The organism is Pseudarthrobacter sp. NPDC058196, assembly GCF_042882685.1.
In the GTDB taxonomy this organism is placed as follows: domain Bacteria; phylum Actinomycetota; class Actinomycetes; order Actinomycetales; family Micrococcaceae; genus Arthrobacter.
In genome coordinates this window covers 153,906-169,971 of the sequence record NZ_JBHVVN010000006.1, presented here as the reverse complement: position 1 = coordinate 169,971, position 16,066 = coordinate 153,906, and the positions used below count along the sequence as shown (strand labels likewise).

Sequence of the window (16,066 nt, the reverse complement as noted above, 5' to 3'; positions counted from 1 at the left end):
ACGTGAGGAAAATGCTAACAGGGGCTTAGCATTTCCGCACCGGGCGAAGTCGCGGCCACTGGATCGGTGTCGCCACGCTCACCGGTTCCGGTAGTAGTCCCTCCAGATCAGGCGATGAACCGGCAGCTTCCGCGGTATCGACCGTAGGCCGGGAATGAGCGGCAGCAGAGTCAGCAGCGCGGTCAGCACGATCATCGTGGCCACAGCCCAGGCGTCGACGCTGGGGGATGACTTGAACGGTTCCACCTGGTAGAGGAGCGAGAAGAGCCACAGCCAGGACTGTCCCGGGGTATCGCCGGTCTCGTTCATGACGCCCCACTGGTCCCCGGAAAGATGCTGGCTTGCCGCGAGATCAGGGAAGTAGCCGCCATCTCCGAGGAACAGGAGACTGCGGGTGTAGTCCATGTTGTAAAAGGTCCCGCCACCCTGAAGCACGCCGTCCAGGGTTCCCTGCCGCGCCATGTCAGCCAACGCACCGGTGAGTGCGGGGACCGGGCCGTAGGAACCGTCCGCCACCTTGGCGGGGTCGTTATCGGGGGCCGCGGCGAGGGCGTCGGAATAGGCGGACGCCCAGTCGGAGCGTTGCTGGTCAGTGGCGGCTGTCCAGTCGGCCAGCGCGGCCGGTGGCGTAGGCAGCTGCTCCAGCGGGCCAATCACGAAGTCCTGGGCGGTATCGACAGGAATCCGGACGCCCGAGAGGCTTTGGAGGTCCACCGGGCCAATTTTCTGCGACGCGTCCGGAGTGGAGTTGTACGGCGGCCCGTATCCGGCGGTATCGGATGTTCCGGCCAGTTCCTTGGCCGCCGTTGCGACAAAGTCCGCCGGGGCCGAGGCGGCCCAGGACTTTAGGCTGACGCTGGGCTCATCAGGTGCGCCGAAGAGTGCCGAGACGCCGAGTACCAGGAGCCCAACTACCACTACGGCGATGGTGAGTTCCTTGAGGAGGTCATATTCCCGGACGCGGCCTGTCCACGGCCTGCCGGCAACGTCGTCCCTCTTCTGCCATGAGTCGGGGGCACCCTTGGCGGTCACAGCGGTGCGTCCTTGGGTTCGGTAGACGTCAGGGGGTGGGCGGCCACGACCGGCCGGCGGGCCTCGGAAGGGTGGCCGCCGGCCTCCGGGCCGCTGGTGCGCAGCTGGGCGTCATTCCCGGAGGCCTCCAGCGGCGGCACGACGCCGTGGACCCGGACCAGCAGGACGTGGAGAGCCACCACGGCCCCCACCGCCAACGGCAGCAATGTGATGTGCCACACGAAAATCTGTCCGAGGTTGGCTACGTTGAACCAGGCGCCGACCCCCACGGAGTTCAGCGCGTCCTTCGCTTCGAAGGCAATCCATTGTGAATCGAAGTTCGTTTGGAGGAGATACCCGGTGAAGGCCGCCACGATGGACACGACAAACGAGAGCATGCCGGTGATCCAGGTCAGGACGCGGCCGCCCCGCCAGGCCGCCATCCAGAACTTCAGCCAGAGGTGCACGACCATGAAGATGAAGAACAGTTCCACGCTCCACAAGTGGCTGCCGTTGACGAAGCCGCCGAGTGAGGACACGTGATACCACTGGGGACCGTTCAGTCCCAGCACCACCCCCGAAGCGATGATCCACACCAGCGAAGCGACGGCCCCCATGCCGAAGACATAGGCCCACGACATTACATAGCTCGGCTGGTCGCCGGGCAGGAGCTTGTCCGGTGGAAGCTTCTCCAGCAACCATCTGCGGGCCTTTCCGGTCCACGTAGGATCGTCCGCGTGCTGCTCCGGTACACCGGGCGACGGCGTGGCCCGGGTTCTCACTTCCGCCCCCTCCTGCCGGGAAACGGCAGGACGAGGGCCAGGACGAACAGAATGACCATCACTGCGATCACCACGAGGTTCCCCGACTGGATGGTGAAGCCGTCCCAGCCAAAATAGGTTCCGGCGCCCACCGTGGCTGCGCCGTTGAATAGCCACCCGGCCAAGGAATCCTCGATTCTGTTTAGGTACCCTCGGTGGAGTTCACCACGCCCAAAAATCCATCGATAGAGTCATTCGTCCCTCCACCTGCGATGGCCAGCCGTGGCCGGGGTCCTTCAACAGTCCTGGCGCCCTTTCCGGCGTCGTTCATCCCGCGGGAGCCATGTATACGTGCGGCAAGGTGGATGCCATACTGCGGTGATGAAGATGACCACCTGGTGGCCGCTGGTCGGTACGGAAACGCGCGCCTGGCTCATTGAACCCAACGGTGAACCCTTGCCGCCTCCTGTTCTCACGGACATCATGGCCGTCACCGGTGGCTCGACAGATCCAAAATGGTGGGAGAAAGAATCAGCCGAGGGTCCCCGGCTTACCGACTGGGCTGTGGATTGGATCGAGGCTGTCGCCAACGGCGAAGACCCGACTGCCGGCTGACGCTGCTGCCCGGAAGGTCCAGGGAGGGTAGTCGAAGTTCAGGTCAGGGCTGGCGGTCATGATGTCTCCACGGGAAGGCTGGCGCCGGGAAGGTGCGGCGGGGCGGCGGCGTCGCCGGCTCCGGACCGGGCGGGCCAGTGGCGCCGGAACCACCGCGCCGTGGATCCGAGGGCCTCGTCGAGCGGCGGCGCGTCGGGATGCCACGCCTTTTCCCACTCCAGGCAGACGGGACCGGCGTACCCCGTGTCCCGGAGCAGTTCCGCAAAGGCGTCGACTGGGAGGGTGCCGGTGCCGATGAGGGCCGGGGTCCGGCTGGCAGGCAGCCGGGCGTCCTTGATCTGGACGCTGCCCGCAGGGCCGGTGAGCCAGGGGTGCAGGGCCTGCCATGTTTCGTCGAGGGTCTCGCCCACCCGCCACGGATGCATGAGGTCCCAGACGGCGCCTGCTGGCCCATCCACCATGTGGAGGATGGCGGCGATGTCACTGCCCCGGGGGTGGGAATCGTGCGTTTCGAGCGCCGGGTACGTTCCCAGGTCACGGGCCAGGCGTGCGACGGCGGTGAGCCGACCGGCTGCCAGGGTATTGGTTTCCTGCCTGGCCTGGACGGTGTCGGGAACCCGGTGGTACCCGCAAGGGTGTGCGGGGGCACCGGGAAACACCCTGACGGCCGGTGCGCCGAGATCGTGGGCCAGGATCAATGCCGCTTCCAGTGCTCCCACCACCAGCTCATCGGCAAGAGGTTCCGCCACCCTGATGTAGCTGGCCACCCCGGTGACGGCCAGGCCTGCTCCTTCGATCCTGGACCGGAGTTCGGAGCGTTCGCGCCGGGTCATGGCCTGGGCGGCGATCTCGCCGCGGCCGAGCCGCAGCTCCACGCCCCGTGCACCCTGTCCGGCCAGACAGGACAGGACCGTTTCCAGGCTTTCGCCGGGCGCCCCCAGCGTAGACACCGTCAGTGTTGGTTGGATCTCCTCTGGGCGGCGCATCGTTCTTCCTGGCTGATCGCAGTCGCTCATAACGTTTCAACCCTGGCGCACAGGGCGCGGCAGGGTCAACGGCCGGCAGCGATTCGATCACACTCGGTCACCGCCTGGGTGGGCCGGGCGCCTGGCATCAATACCGGACCACCACGTCTGTCGCATAGGCCTGGGACGAGGTCATGCTGCCACGGAACCAGCAGACTGCGTGGGTGGATGGATCCCCTGGCGGCACCATGGGCCGGAGATTGTCCACTGCGGAGCCTTCAGTTACCGCGTCCCATCCAAAGGTGGCACCGCCGTCCCGGGTGCTGCCCCGGTAGATTTCGTAATGGCCGGTGGCCTGCCCGGTCCGCGGGTCGATGGGAGTGGAGATGTACACCTGGTTCAGGTCATGCGGATCCACCGCGCCCAGGCCCGTGTAGTCCTGTTCATGCGGCAGCAGGGCAGCGCCTGCGGCCGCCAGCGGGTGCAGGTTCCACTGCGTCCCGTCGAAGCGGGCGTACAGCAGCCGGTGATCATCGACGTCGAGCAGCTGCTCCCGCTGCAGGGGGCCGTTGACGTCGTTGGCACGGCAGCTGATGATGGCGGCCAGGTCCTGCCCCTGGCCGCGCAGGTCCACGGTCCAGCCGTGGGTGAGGATGTCGCCGTCGACGTCCATGCCTGCCGCGAACAGTGTGGTCAGGGCAGCCTGGTTGATCCCCGGCGAGCCGATCAGCGGCTTGCTGACCACCCGGCCCTGGGCGTCGTGCAGGGCGTCGCCGCGGATGTAGCCATGGTAAATGCTGTTGTTGAAATCCCGCGGGTGGTGGTCGGTGGTGATGAGGTCAATGCGGTCCGTGCCGTTTCCGCAGTAGCGGGTGTAGCCGTTGACGTAGCCAATCTTGGGTCGCGTAAAGAGTTTTCCGCCGAACCGCCACGTGGTGCCGTCATCCTCGGACACCATGAGGCTGGGGTCATCGTTGATGGCGCGGACAAAGTTGTACACCCGGGACTCCGCAGCGAGCCGGTGCAGGTTCGAGTAGGTGGCGCCGCGGCCGTCCGCCGGCCCCGTCCAGTCGAAGCGTTCTTCCGGGCCCCATTCGGAGGCGTCGTGTGGCCGGGTGGAGATCCGCCAGCGGGAATAGTTGTCCGTCTTGTGTTTGGCGTACATCGCCAGGTAACGGCCGTCAGGCCTGATGAGGAGCGCCGGGGCGTTGTGGTCGTCCGGCTCCAGCCTCCGGTGGACAACGTGGACCTGGCTGTCCCCGGTGGCAAGGTCGAGGACGGCGACCTCGATGTTTCCGCCCCGGCTGTCACCGCCGGCGCCCTCGGGGGCTGCCACGGAGCCTACCAGCAGCGTGTTGCTGGCAGGATCCACCAGGGCGCGCTCGTCCTGGAACCAGCACCACGCTCCGTTGTCATTGATGGTGGTTTGCATGCCGGGCATCGGAATCCTGCTCTCGTTGTGGGGTGGGTTCCACCCGTGGGCGCGCCGCACGGCGCCGGCCACCGACCCGTCACGGGATGTGTGGTTGGACCATATGGAAGTATCGGGGCCGCGGGTCGGGCGGTCAAGGGCGTGGCCCGGAACGGTCAGACTCGAACGTCCGGCCAGTCCTCGACTTATCCGGACATAACACTTGAAGCTTTAACTAATGCGGGCTACTCTTACTTTAATCTTCAACCTTTTATGATGATCGCCGAGGCCCGCAATGACAGCAATTGCCCATTCCGCACCGCATTCTCCTGCCCTGCCCGCAGCCACCGTCCGCAGCCAGGTCAGCGTCCCGCTCCGGTTCGCCGACGGCTACGCCGCCACAGCCGACGTCATGACCTTCCATGGCCTGGTGGACGGCCGGGAACACCTGCTGCTGGCCCTGGGCGACTGGGAACAGGCGCTGCTGGGCGGCGCAACTGCGCCCCTGGTCCGGCTGCACAGCGAGTGCATGACAGGTGACGTCTTTGGCAGCGAGCGCTGCGACTGCGGACCGCAGCTCCGGGAAGCCGTTGAACTCATTGCCGCCACCGGGGGATTCCTGCTCTATCTCCGCCAGGAAGGCCGCGGCATTGGCCTTTACCCAAAACTCGACGCGTACGCACTGCAGGACCAGGGCCTGGACACCTATGACGCCAACCTTGCCCTCGGGCACGGCGAGGATGAGCGCGATTACGCGGCGGCGGCGCAGATGCTCAACGCTTTGGGCGCCACCTCGGTGAGGCTGTTGAGCAACAATCCCGACAAAGCTTCGCAGCTGGCCGCATTCGGCATCGCCACCGCCGAAAAGATCCCCACCGGCGTCCACCTCACCGAAGCCAACTCCCGCTACCTCGCCGCCAAGCGGGACCGGACCGGACATACGCTGGAGCTCGGCCAGGCCGCCGTCGTCCGCACGGCCCCGGACGGTTCCGGCCATGCTCCAGGCCATGCGGACATGCTGGGGCGCGTGGAAGCCCTGGTCCCGGGCCTGCGTGCCAGGGCGGAGGAGACGGAGCGGTTGCGCCGCCTCCCGGACAAGACGATGCAGGACCTGCGGGCCGCCGGAATCTTCCATCTCCTGGCTCCCGCAGGCGTTGGCGGGTACGGCCTGGGCGCACAGACCTACGGGGAAGCCGTCAGGGGCCTCGCGCGGGGTTGCGCCTCCACGGCCTGGACCGCCGGGCACCTGGCCGAGCATGCCTGGATGCTGGCGCGCTGGCCCCGGAAGGTGCAGGACGAAGTCTTCGCCGGCGGACTGATGCCGCTCGCCGCCGCAACCAGCGCCCCCGTTGGGTCGGCGCGCAAGGTGCAGGGCGGATATGCGATTTCGGGGCACTGGAGCTTCGCCTCGGGCATCATGCACTCGGAGTGGGCCTTGCTGGCGGTGCAGCACGATGGTGTCCGGTTGCAGGCGCTGGTTCCGCTCGCCGACCTGGAACTGGTGGACGCGTGGCATACGGACGGGCTGAGGGGAACCGGCAGCAACGACCTCCGCGCGGACTCGCTCTTCGTTCCGGCGGACCGGGTCATGGACTGGGCGGTGCTCAGCGGCCCCGATAACCCCGGCGCCAGGCTCCACCCGGAACCACTGATCTCCGCACCGATGTCCACCCTGTTGAACCTGGTGGCCCCGGCGGCGGCACTTGGCTCCGCCGAGTATGCCCTGGAGCTGTTCCGGGACCAACTGCTGCGCCAGAAGGAAAAGAACGGCACCCGCACCCGGCAGGCAGACTATGTCCCGGCGCAAACCCGCTACGCCAAGGCATCCGGGCTCGTGGCCACCGCCCAGCTGCACTGGGAGGCGGCATTGTCCTTGCTGCCAGGGGACGGGCCGGCGGCCACGGGGCCTGCCGTGCGGGAGCGGGCCACGTTCCGGCTGTCGCTTGCCCTCAGCGCGGAGGCTGCCCAGGAGGCGGTCCGGCTCGCCGTCGCCGGTTCGGGCGGCAGTGTCCACCGGCTGTCCCATCCGCTGCAGCGCATCCAGCGCGACGTCGGCGTGCTCCTGAGCCACCCCACCCTGGGCATCGACCCCATCATGGAACAGGCGGGCCGCGGCCTGCTGGGCATGGAATTCACCACGCCGTCCTTCTAGGCGGCGCGGCGTCCGTTGCCCGGTGCAGCCGCGGACGGGAAATCCGTGTCAGGATCAGGTATGCCCCAGCGCCTGATGCTGCTCGACACCGCCTCCCTGTATTTCCGTGCCTTCTACGGCCTTCCGGACAGCATCCGGCGGCCGGACGGTACGCCGGTAAATGCCGTCCGTGGCCTGCTGGACATGATCGCGCGGCTCACCACCGACTACCAGGCCACCCACCTGGTGGCGTGCTGGGACAACGACTGGCGGCCCCAGTGGCGGGTGGACCTGATCCCCACGTACAAGGCCCACCGCGTTGCGAAGGCGGTACCGGGCGGGACGGACATCGAGGTGGTCCCCGAGGGGCTGGAGGCCCAATTACCCATGATCCGCCGGACCCTGGAGCTCGCGGGTATTGCCATTGTGGGTGCCGCAGACCATGAGGCCGACGACGTCGTGGGCACCTATGCCAGCCATGCCGCCTTTCCGGTGGACGTGGTCACAGGCGATCGGGACCTGTTCCAGGTATGCGACGACGAACGCGACGTCCGGGTGATCTACACAGCGCGGGGGATGAAGAACCTCGAGGTCGTTACGGAGGAAACCGTCGTGGCCAAATACAAGGTCCTGCCGCAGCAGTACGCCGATTACGCCACCCTGCGCGGGGACGCCTCCGATGGACTGCCGGGCGTTGCCGGGATCGGTGAGAAGACGGCTTCGTCCCTGCTGCTCAAGTACGGGACCCTGGAACGATTGCTGGCAGCGGCGGAAGAGCCCGGCGCCGGGGTGTCCGGACCGGTCCGGGCCAGGCTGGAAGCCGCGGCCGAGTACCTGGAGTCCGCCCCCGCTGTCGTGCGCCTGGTCCGCACCCTGGAGTTGCCCACCCTGGACGAGGCGGGCGCCGAGCTGCGGCCTGTGACCGGCGGGCGGCGGGCTGAGCTGGAGCAGGTGGCCGCCGACTGGAACCTCGGCGGCTCGGTCCGCCGGCTGCTGGCCGCACTGGACCAGCGAGCCTGACCACCGCCTGCCGGGCAATACCCTTGGCGGAACAGGCTGGGACGTCCGGGCCGGCGACGATGGTCGGTTAGAGGCGCTCCAGTGCCCTGCCCAGGCGCACCGCGGCCTCCTCCAGCCGGGGAACAGGCACGTCGCCGTACGCAAAGCGCAGGTGCCGGTGGGAATCGGTGCCCGGCCCCGAGGCGAAGAACGAACCGCGCTGGTATTCGACCCCTTCGGCGCTGGCCGCGGCCGCCAGGCGGTCCGGGTCCACCGCGGCATCGGCCAGCCGTGGCCAGAGGAAGAGGCCACCGGCCGGCCGCACGGTGTCGAAAGCTCCGGGCGCCTCCCGCTCCAGTGCCGCGATCAGCGACTCCGCCCGTGTCCGGTACAGTTCGCGGGCACGGCCCAGGGTCGCATCGAAGAGCCCCGGGTCCGCCGTCAACGCCTCACCCACGACCGCTTGAACCAAGGTGGAACTGTGCGAATCCTGCCGGCTCCGCAGCGCCACCAGGTCCGGCAGGAGCCGCTCCGGCGCCACCAGCCAGCCCAGCCGCAGGCCCGGGCCCAAGGTCTTGGTGAAGGTATTGATGTGGATGACGTGCTCAGAGGTATTGAAGGCGTCCACGCTTTCCGGGCCCCCGGCGTACCAGAGCTCCCGGTAGGGGTTGTCGGCAAGGATCACGAAGCCATAGTGTTCCGCCAATTCCACCAGCCTGGTCCTTGCGGCTGCGGGAAGGGTGCCTTGGGATGGATTGTGGAAGTCCGGCACCGTATAGAGGGCAGCGGGCCGGGCCCCTTGGCGGAGCCTGGCGTCCAGTTCGTCCACATCGATGCCGTGGGAGCCTACGGTCACCGGGAGGGTCTGCGCACCGGAGAGCTGCAGCCCGCGCAGGAACAGCGGGAAGATGGGGTTGTCAACCGCCACGAGGTCGCCGCGCTCCACCACCGCCTGGATGCCCAGGGACAGGCCGTGGAAGCCGCCGTTGGTGATGACGATCCGATCCACGGGGACGCCCTCGCGCGCTGCGACCCACTCACGCAGCGGGGAGATGCCTTCGGTGCGGGAGTACTGCAGGGCCGGCAGGCCGGGCCTGGCGAGCACCCGGGCAGTGGCGGCGGCCAGTTCGGCGGCCGGCAGCACGCCGGGATCGGGGATCCCGCCGAGCAGCTCGATCGCGTCCGGGCGCTTGTCGCGCAAGGTTGCATCGCCGAATCCCTGGGGCGCCGTGAAGCCGGCGATCAGGGCGGGTTTGCGGGCGGGGGCGGTGGGGGTAGCGGTCACAGTGCTGCCTTTACTGGGTTCGGGGTCTGGCTGCGTTCGGCGGGTGCCGCGGCGGCAGGAGGAATCGTGAGGCCGGACGTACCGGGGATGGCGTCCAGGAGCTCCCGGGTGTATGGGTGCCTGGGGTGGTCAAAGACCTGGTCCACGGTGCCTTGCTCCACCACCTGCCCGCGGCGCAGGACCGATACCGTGTCGGCCACCTGCCGCACCAGGGCAAGGTCGTGGGAAACGAAGACATAGGTCAGGCCGAGGTCGCGCTGGAGCCGGGCCAGGAGTTCCAGGATTCCCGCCTGCACGCTGACGTCCAGTGCCGACGTCGGCTCGTCCAGGACCACGACGTCGGGCCGGACCACGAGTGCGCGGGCGATGGCCACACGCTGCCGCTGGCCGCCGGACAGCTGGGCCGGCCTGCGGTCCGCCACGTCCTCCGGAAGTCCAACGGACTGCAGGGCGTCGCGGACGCGGTCCGCGCGCTCCGTCGTGCTGCCCTCGCCGAACCTGTCCAGGGGTTCCCGGACGATCCTGCCCACCCGCCAGGTGGGGTCGAGCGAGGTGAACGGGTTTTGGTACACCAACTGGAGATGCCTGCGCAGCTCGCGAAGCCCCTCCCGTGACAGGCCGGCGGTTGATTGGCTGCCCACGCTGATGGTTCCCGTGTCCGGTGCTTCCAGGCCAAGCAGCAGCCGCACCGCGGTGGTTTTGCCGGAGCCTGATTCGCCCACCAGCGCGTGGGTGCGGCCGCGTTCGACGGCGAAGGACACGCCATCGACGGCGCGTACCTCCTTCCCCCGGGCATGGAAGCTCTTGGCGACGCCGGTGACGGCGACCTGGACGGGGCGGTCCGGCGTCGTGCGTTGCCTGTCCCTTCGCTGGAGGCGGTAGCGGTCCGGGTTAAGTGCCGGAACATCGGCCTGCAGGCGGCGGGCGTAGTCCGTCCGTGGCGCCGCGAACACCTGTGCCGACGAGCCTTGTTCCTGGACCGTGCCGTCTTTAAGCACTACCAGTGTGTCCGCCCGTTCGGCGGCGATGGCGAGGTCGTGGGTGATGAGGAGCAGGCCGATGTCCAGTTCGCGGCGCAGGTCCCCGAGCAGGTCAAGGATGAGCTTCTGGACGGTGACATCGAGGGCGGACGTGGGCTCGTCGGCCACGATGAGCGATGGCCGGGGAAGGACAGTCAACGCAATGAGGACCCGTTGGAGCATCCCGCCGGAGAGCTGGTGGGGGTAGGAATCGTAGACGCGGGCCGGGTCCTGCAGGCCCACCTGGCCCAGGACGTCCAGGATGGCCGTGCGCCGTACGGTGGCGTTCCGCTCCCCGGTGAGGGCGGCTGCCTCGTGCGCCTGGGCGCCGATAGTGCGCACCGGGTTCAGCGCCGAGCCCGGATCCTGCGGGATGAACCCGAGCTTCCGGCCGCGCAGGGGACGGAATGAACGCTCCGGTACGGCCAGGACTTCCTCGCCGCGCAGCCGGACGCTCCCGCTGACGGTGGCATCGGCCGGATGGAGCAGCCGCAGGACCGCTTTGGCGATCGTGGATTTTCCGGACCCCGATTCGCCGATCAAGGCCAGGCTTCCGCCGCGGCCGAGGGTGAAGCCGACGTCGCGGACCACATCCTTGTTGCCGTAGGCGACCTGCAGGCCTTCGACGGCCAGCAGCGGGGGCATCGGATTGTCCTGCACCGGTGTGTCCTTTCCTCGGAGACCCTGGAGGCTCATTTGGTGTTCCTCAGCCAGCGGCTGATGCGGTTGATGGACAGGACAGTGGCTACGATCACCAAGGCCGGGGCGTACACCAGCCAGGGGGCCGTGACATACGTCTTGCCCGAGGCGACCAGCAGGCCCCAATCCGATGCCGGGGGCGGATCACCGTAGCCCAGGAAGGCCAGGGCGGCGATCACCAGGATCGATGTGCCGAATTGCAGGACCGCCAGGACCAGCACTGAACGGTACGCGTTGGGCAGGACATGCGTCAGCAGCGCCTGGAGCCGGTTGCCGCCCTCCAGGTAGGAGGCCTCGACAAACGCCGAGCGGCGGACCCGGATCACCTCCGCGCGCATGAGCCGGGCAAAGACGGCGACGGCGGACACTCCCGTGGCGATGGCGGCGTTGATGGTCTGGAAGCCCAGTGAACTGACGATCACCACTGCCAGCAGGAAGCCGGGGATAGCGAGCAGCACGTCCACGAACCGGCCAAGGGTCGCATCCAGCCAGCCGCCGCGGAAACCACTCGCCAGGCCGATCGCGCTCCCCACCAGCAGGCCGATGGCCACAGCCACCAAGGCGCTGGTGACCGACGACGCCGTGCCGTACACCACCCGTGCGAACTGGTCGCGGCCAAGGTAGTCGGTCCCGAACCAGTGCTGCAGGCTGGGCGGTGCGAGTTTGCTGCCCGTATTTCCAGCGGCAGGGCCGTACCCGGTGAACAGAGAGGGGAACAGTGACCACAGGACCACCACCAGGACCACCAGGAAGGAGAGCAGCACCGTGGGCGGTACCGCTCCACGGGTGCGGAAGGGGGCCGCGGTGGCGCTGCGGAGCCGGGCGAAATCCAGGTTCGCGCTCATGCGTTTGCTGCCTCTGTGACGTTGACCCGCGGGTCAAGCAACGGGGTGAGGAGGTCTGCGGCGAGGTTCACTGCCACGAAGACGACGGCGGACAGGGACACCACCGCTTGCAGGACCGGCTGGTCTTCGCCGGTCACGGCCTTCTGGACCACCGTGCCAATGCCGTCGCGGCCGAAGATTGTCTCTGTGATAACCGAGCCGCCGAGCAGTTCACCCACGAGCAGCGCGATCATGGCCACGGACGGGAGGGCCGAGGGCTTGACCAGGTGCCGGGCGAACAACTGCGCTTCGGCGAGCCCCCGGGAACGCGCAACCAGGGCGTACTCCTGCCGGGATTCGTGGTCCAGGCCGGCGATCAGCACCTCGGCGAGCGGCGCGGAGACCGGGATGGCGAGGGTTATGGCGGCGAACACTGTGGCGGTGGCGCTGTTGGGGTCCGTGGTGGTGAAGGAGTGCAACCGGAACGCGAAGAATTCGATCAGGACCAGGCCAATCACAAAGTTGGGCACGGACAGGAAGAAGGACGGGACGGAGCGCAGCAGCCCGGCCCACCGCCGGGGTGCGTAATGGGCGCCGTAGGCGATGGCGACGGCGAACACCAGGGCCAGTGCCAGTGCGCTTGCGGCCAGGGCGAGGGTGGACGGCAGGGCGTCGCCCACGATCCGGGCCACCGGGAGGCTGGACTGCAGGGAGAGGCCGAGTTCCCCGGTCAGGAACCGGCCCAGGGACAACGCCAGCTGGACCGGCACTGGCTGGTCAAGGCCGTAGTAGGCCACGATCCGTTGGATGTCGGCCTCGCTGAGTCCTGACTGCGGGTCGCGCAGCGAATTGCTGATGGCGTCGCCGGGAAGGACGCTGGTGACCAGGAAGGTCAGGACGTAGGCGAGGAGCACGACGACCGCCGCCTGGCCGGCCCTGGCCAGGGCGAAGCGGCCGTATCCGCTGGTCATTTGGCGATCCAGGCGGTGTAGAAATTGGCGTAGGCCAGGCCGTTGTACTGGACGCCCTTGACTGAGGGCGAAATGAGGTAGAGGCGCTGGACCAGCTGGTTAAGCGGGATGAAGTATCCCTGCTCGAGGACGTATTGCTGAAGCTCGCCGGCGGTCTTCTTCCGGGATCCGCGGTCCGAGGCGCTGGCGATGGCGGTGGACAGATCGTTGAGCTTCTGGTCGCCGGTGCCAACGTTGAACCAGTTCTCGCCATTGTTCTGGCTCGTCAGGACCCCTGCCACGGTGCCGACGTCCACGAAGCTCCGGGAGGTCTGGAACAGCGGCGGCCGGGCGGCCTGGATTGCGGCGTATCCGGCGACGTCCACCACCTTCAGGGTGACCTTGATGCCGATCCGTCCAAGCTGCTGGGCGATGAGCTCGTCCTCGGCCTTGGTGGACGGGACGTACGGGTTGGGGGTGAGCGGGAATTCCAGGACCTTGCCATCCTTCACCCGGAAGCCGTCAGGGCCAGGTTTCCAGCCGGCGTCGTCGAGCAGTTTCTTCGCCTTGTCCGCATCGAATGCGAAGGAGCTGCTGTAGTCGCCGGCCTCGGGGACGTTTCCCTGGATGAAGGTCGTGGCAGCGTCCCAGTCCTCCGTGTACACGGTTTTGCGGATCTCCCCGCGGTCGATGCCGTGCTGGATGGCTTTGCGGACGCTGGGGTCGTTGGTGGGGAAGGCCTGGGTGTTGACCTGGAAGCCGTCCACGAAGCCCAGGTACTTGGGGGTACCTACGGTGAAGCCCTGTGCCTTGAGGGACTCGATTTCCTGGGGTTCCACATTGAAGGCCACCTCGGCCTGGCCCGAGGCCACGGTTGAGGTGCGGACGGAGGTGTCCTTGATGACCTTGTACGTGATGGTGTCCAGCCGGGCGGGGCCGGTGTGGCCCAGTGCAGCCGGCCCCCAGTTGTAGTCCTTGCGCTTCTCCAGCACGTAGGAGTCGCCCTGCTTCCAGGACTTCAGGACGAAAGGGCCGCTGCCGATCTCCTGGCCGAGGTCCGCCTGGGCGTCGAGCGGCAACGCCAGCGTCTTGGGGGACAGGAGGATGCAGCCGTGGTACGCGAGGGTGGCAATGAAACCCAGGGCGGGGGAGGAGAAGGAGACCTTGACAGTCCTGGCATCGGTTGCAGCAGCCGCGACGAAGTTGCCTGACGGGAAGAGTCCCACCTTGCTGATGCCGCGGTCCGGGGCTCCCTTGGCCCAGGCGGTGAGGTTGGCCACCACGGCGGCGGCGTCCAGGGGCGTGCCGTCCGAGAAGGTGACGCCGTCCTTGAGGTGCAGCACGAAGTCCTTGGCGCCGTTGAGTTCCTCCCAGCTTTCGGCGACCCAGGGGCTCAGCTGCCCTTTCTCGTCGACATAGACCAGCTTGTCGGTGATCTGGCCCCACAGGTTGCCCTCGTAGCTGGAAATGGACGTCTTGCTCGAGACCCAGCCGGTGTCGTAGCCCTGGATGAGGAAGGTGATGTTGCCGCCCTCGACCGGAGTGCCGGCGTCGGACGTGCTGCTGGCGGCGACTCCGCCGCATGCGGTGAGGACAGCGGAACCGGTGATGGAGGCGAGGCCGGCGAGGAAGACGCGGCGGCGGAATTCAGTGGGGTTCATGGGAAGTTCTCCTGGATAAGGGATGGCCGGCTAGATGGCTTTGCCGGGATTAAGCAGTGCGTGCGGATCGAGGGCTGATTTGATGGCGTGCTGTGCCTGGCGGATACGCTCGGACAGTTCCAAGGCGGCCCAGTCCTGTTTGATGCTGCCGATGCCGTGTTCCCCGGTGACAGTGCCGCCCAGGGACAGAGCCACCCTGACCAGTTCGGTGGCGGCGTCCTGCAAAGCCTGTGGAGGCCGTTCCGGGTGGTCGCCGGGACGCTTGTCGAGTGTGATCAGGGGATGGAGGTTGCCGTCGCCCGCATGGGAAACCGCCGAAATCCGGACCCCGTACCGGTCCTCGAGCGCTGGAAACGCGGCATAGACCTGGGGCAGCCGGGATTTTGGGACGGCGATGTCCTCGCCGATGTACCACTGGTCCTGCGGAAGGCCGCGGCCGTTGCGGCGCAATTCCCACAGCCGTGCGCCGTCGTTGTCCGGTTCCACGGTCACCCGGCCGCCGGCAGTGGCCAGTGCGGCAGACAGGTCCGCCGTTTGTTCCGCAATGCCGTAGCCGTCGAGTTCAATCAGGATCAGGGCGGCGCCGCGCTCGCGGAGCGCGGTGCCGGAGTGCCGATCGATGTTTTCGAGGCTCGGGGTGTCGAAGAATTCGATGGCGGCAGGCCGCACCGGGGAGAGCGTGATGGCGGCGAGGCCGTTGGCGCCATCGGCCGTGCTGTCGAAGAATGCGGTGACGGTCCTGCGGGCCACCGGGAGGGGCCGCAACCGGACGGTGGCGCGAACGACGATACCCAGGATCCCCTCGGAGCCTACGAACAGCGAGGTCAGGTCGAGCCCGGTGACGCCCTTGATGGAGCGGTGCCCCACGGTGACCAGGCTGCCGTCGGCCAGGACGACGTCGAGGGCCAGGACCGATTCCCGGGTCACCCCGTACTTGGCGCAGCGCAGCCCGCCGGCGTTGGTGGCGACGTTGCCGCCGATCGTCGAGATGTCGAAACTGGCTGGATCGGGGGCATAGAACAGCCCGTACGGTTCCAGGAGCGTGTTCAGCGCGGCGTTGATGATGCCGGGCTCCACCACGGCGACTTCGTCGACCGGCGAGATTTCGATGACCGCATTCATCCGTTCCGTGGACACCACCACCTGGCCCGCTCCGGCGGCTGCACCGCCGGACAGGCCCGTCCCGGCTCCCCGCGGAACCACCGTGACACCAAGGTCCGCGGCCAGCCGCACAGCCTGCTGCACCTGCTCCGCTGTGGCGGGAAAGACGACGGCGGGCCCATCGCCGTGCCCGGTGCCTGCGGACTTCGCCGTTGCGGCGTCGTGGCCGTACGGACGGGTCCCGGGCGACGGGGCAAGAACCTCGATGTGGGGAAACCGGGCAGCCAGTTCCAGGACGAAGGGGTTCGCTGCCCGCGACGGCTTAATGGTGCGCGTTGGCGCTTCGGGTTCTACTGATGTCATGCCGGGGTCCCTTTCAGGGGCGGTTGCGGGCGGAATTTGTGGCGGTGGAGGGAAATGTGAATTCCGGTTGCCGCCTTTTTCCGAAGAGGTTCCAAGGAAAATTAGCCGGGTCCGGCCCGTCGCGGCGAATGCCAATGACACCTGGATAAACAAATCGAAATTGCGGGACACAGAAATAAATGCGCAGTAAAAGGACGTCATTCAGCGCGTCATGAACTCTCGTTATGACGCTGGAAGTACCGGCATGAAGCTCCATTGCGGTCCGCGTCAG

General features: G+C 67.6%; 14 protein-coding genes. 3 read left to right on the top strand and 11 right to left on the bottom strand.

Translation table 11 applies throughout. From position 1 onward, the window contains the following. Positions 1 to 78: 78 nt before the first annotated feature. Genes ACFVVC_RS10430 through ACFVVC_RS10420 form a run of 3 tightly spaced genes read right to left on the bottom strand, consistent with a single transcriptional unit; the run spans position 79 to position 1,957 of the window. Positions 79 to 1,032, bottom strand: coding sequence for a hypothetical protein (locus tag ACFVVC_RS10430; RefSeq protein WP_387452322.1), 954 nt, complete (start codon positions 1,030 to 1,032; stop codon positions 79 to 81). Next, positions 1,029 to 1,793, bottom strand: coding sequence for a cytochrome b N-terminal domain-containing protein (locus tag ACFVVC_RS10425; protein WP_387452319.1), 765 nt, complete (start codon positions 1,791 to 1,793; stop codon positions 1,029 to 1,031). Before ACFVVC_RS10425 ends, ACFVVC_RS10430 begins: the two co-directional genes overlap by 4 nt. Beyond that, entirely contained in the window at positions 1,790 to 1,957 is a 168-nt protein-coding gene (locus ACFVVC_RS10420) for a hypothetical protein (protein ID WP_387452317.1), read from the bottom strand. The genes ACFVVC_RS10425 and ACFVVC_RS10420 overlap by 4 nt, the downstream gene beginning before the upstream one ends. 196 nt (positions 1,958 to 2,153) lie before the next feature. On the opposite strand from ACFVVC_RS10420, the gene ACFVVC_RS10415 reads away from it, so the two are divergent. Then, a complete protein-coding gene (locus tag ACFVVC_RS10415; protein WP_387452315.1) occupies positions 2,154 to 2,387 on the top strand; it encodes a hypothetical protein in 234 nt (77 codons plus the stop codon). Positions 2,388 to 2,443: 56 nt separating this feature from the next. Here ACFVVC_RS10415 and ACFVVC_RS10410 read toward each other — a convergent pair whose 3' ends face one another. Beyond that, entirely contained in the window at positions 2,444 to 3,373 is a 930-nt protein-coding gene (locus ACFVVC_RS10410) for a sugar phosphate isomerase/epimerase family protein (RefSeq protein ID WP_387452313.1), read from the bottom strand. 127 nt (positions 3,374 to 3,500) lie between these two features. After that, positions 3,501 to 4,793, bottom strand: a complete 1,293-nt coding sequence (locus tag ACFVVC_RS10405) for a BNR-4 repeat-containing protein (protein ID WP_387452311.1) — start codon at positions 4,791 to 4,793, stop codon at positions 3,501 to 3,503. Between the two features lie 265 nt (positions 4,794 to 5,058). On the opposite strand from ACFVVC_RS10405, the gene ribA reads away from it, so the two are divergent. After that, positions 5,059 to 6,915: a GTP cyclohydrolase II RibA gene (ribA, locus tag ACFVVC_RS10400; protein ID WP_387452308.1), complete on the top strand. Its 1,857-nt coding sequence runs from the start codon at positions 5,059 to 5,061 to the stop codon at positions 6,913 to 6,915. 60 nt (positions 6,916 to 6,975) lie between these two features. Then, entirely contained in the window at positions 6,976 to 7,914 is a 939-nt protein-coding gene (locus tag ACFVVC_RS10395) for a 5'-3' exonuclease H3TH domain-containing protein (RefSeq protein WP_387452305.1), read from the top strand. A gap of 67 nt (positions 7,915 to 7,981) precedes the next feature. On the opposite strand, the gene ACFVVC_RS10390 is transcribed toward ACFVVC_RS10395, so the two are convergent. Genes ACFVVC_RS10390 through ACFVVC_RS10365 form a run of 6 tightly spaced genes read right to left on the bottom strand, consistent with a single transcriptional unit; the run spans position 7,982 to position 15,795 of the window. Further along, positions 7,982 to 9,178 carry a PLP-dependent aminotransferase family protein gene (locus ACFVVC_RS10390; protein WP_387452302.1) on the bottom strand — a complete coding sequence of 399 codons (1,197 nt, stop codon included), beginning with the start codon at positions 9,176 to 9,178 and terminating at the stop codon, positions 7,982 to 7,984. After that, positions 9,175 to 10,893 carry a dipeptide ABC transporter ATP-binding protein gene (locus ACFVVC_RS10385; protein WP_387452299.1) on the bottom strand — a complete coding sequence of 573 codons (1,719 nt, stop codon included), beginning with the start codon at positions 10,891 to 10,893 and terminating at the stop codon, positions 9,175 to 9,177. The genes ACFVVC_RS10390 and ACFVVC_RS10385 overlap by 4 nt, the downstream gene beginning before the upstream one ends. Then, entirely contained in the window at positions 10,890 to 11,741 is an 852-nt protein-coding gene (locus ACFVVC_RS10380) for an ABC transporter permease (protein WP_387452296.1), read from the bottom strand. Before ACFVVC_RS10380 ends, ACFVVC_RS10385 begins: the two co-directional genes overlap by 4 nt. Further along, complete coding sequence (locus ACFVVC_RS10375; RefSeq protein WP_387452293.1) at positions 11,738 to 12,691, bottom strand: ABC transporter permease; 954 nt, start codon at positions 12,689 to 12,691, stop codon at positions 11,738 to 11,740. The genes ACFVVC_RS10380 and ACFVVC_RS10375 overlap by 4 nt, the downstream gene beginning before the upstream one ends. Beyond that, a complete protein-coding gene (locus tag ACFVVC_RS10370) occupies positions 12,688 to 14,331 on the bottom strand; it encodes an ABC transporter substrate-binding protein (protein ID WP_387452290.1) in 1,644 nt (547 codons plus the stop codon). Before ACFVVC_RS10370 ends, ACFVVC_RS10375 begins: the two co-directional genes overlap by 4 nt. Before the next feature lie 30 nt (positions 14,332 to 14,361). Continuing rightward, the gene (locus tag ACFVVC_RS10365; RefSeq protein ID WP_387452287.1) at positions 14,362 to 15,795 is read right to left on the bottom strand and encodes an FAD-binding oxidoreductase; all 1,434 of its coding nucleotides are present in this window, start codon (positions 15,793 to 15,795) and stop codon (positions 14,362 to 14,364) included. Between the last annotated feature and the right edge of the window lie 271 nt (positions 15,796 to 16,066).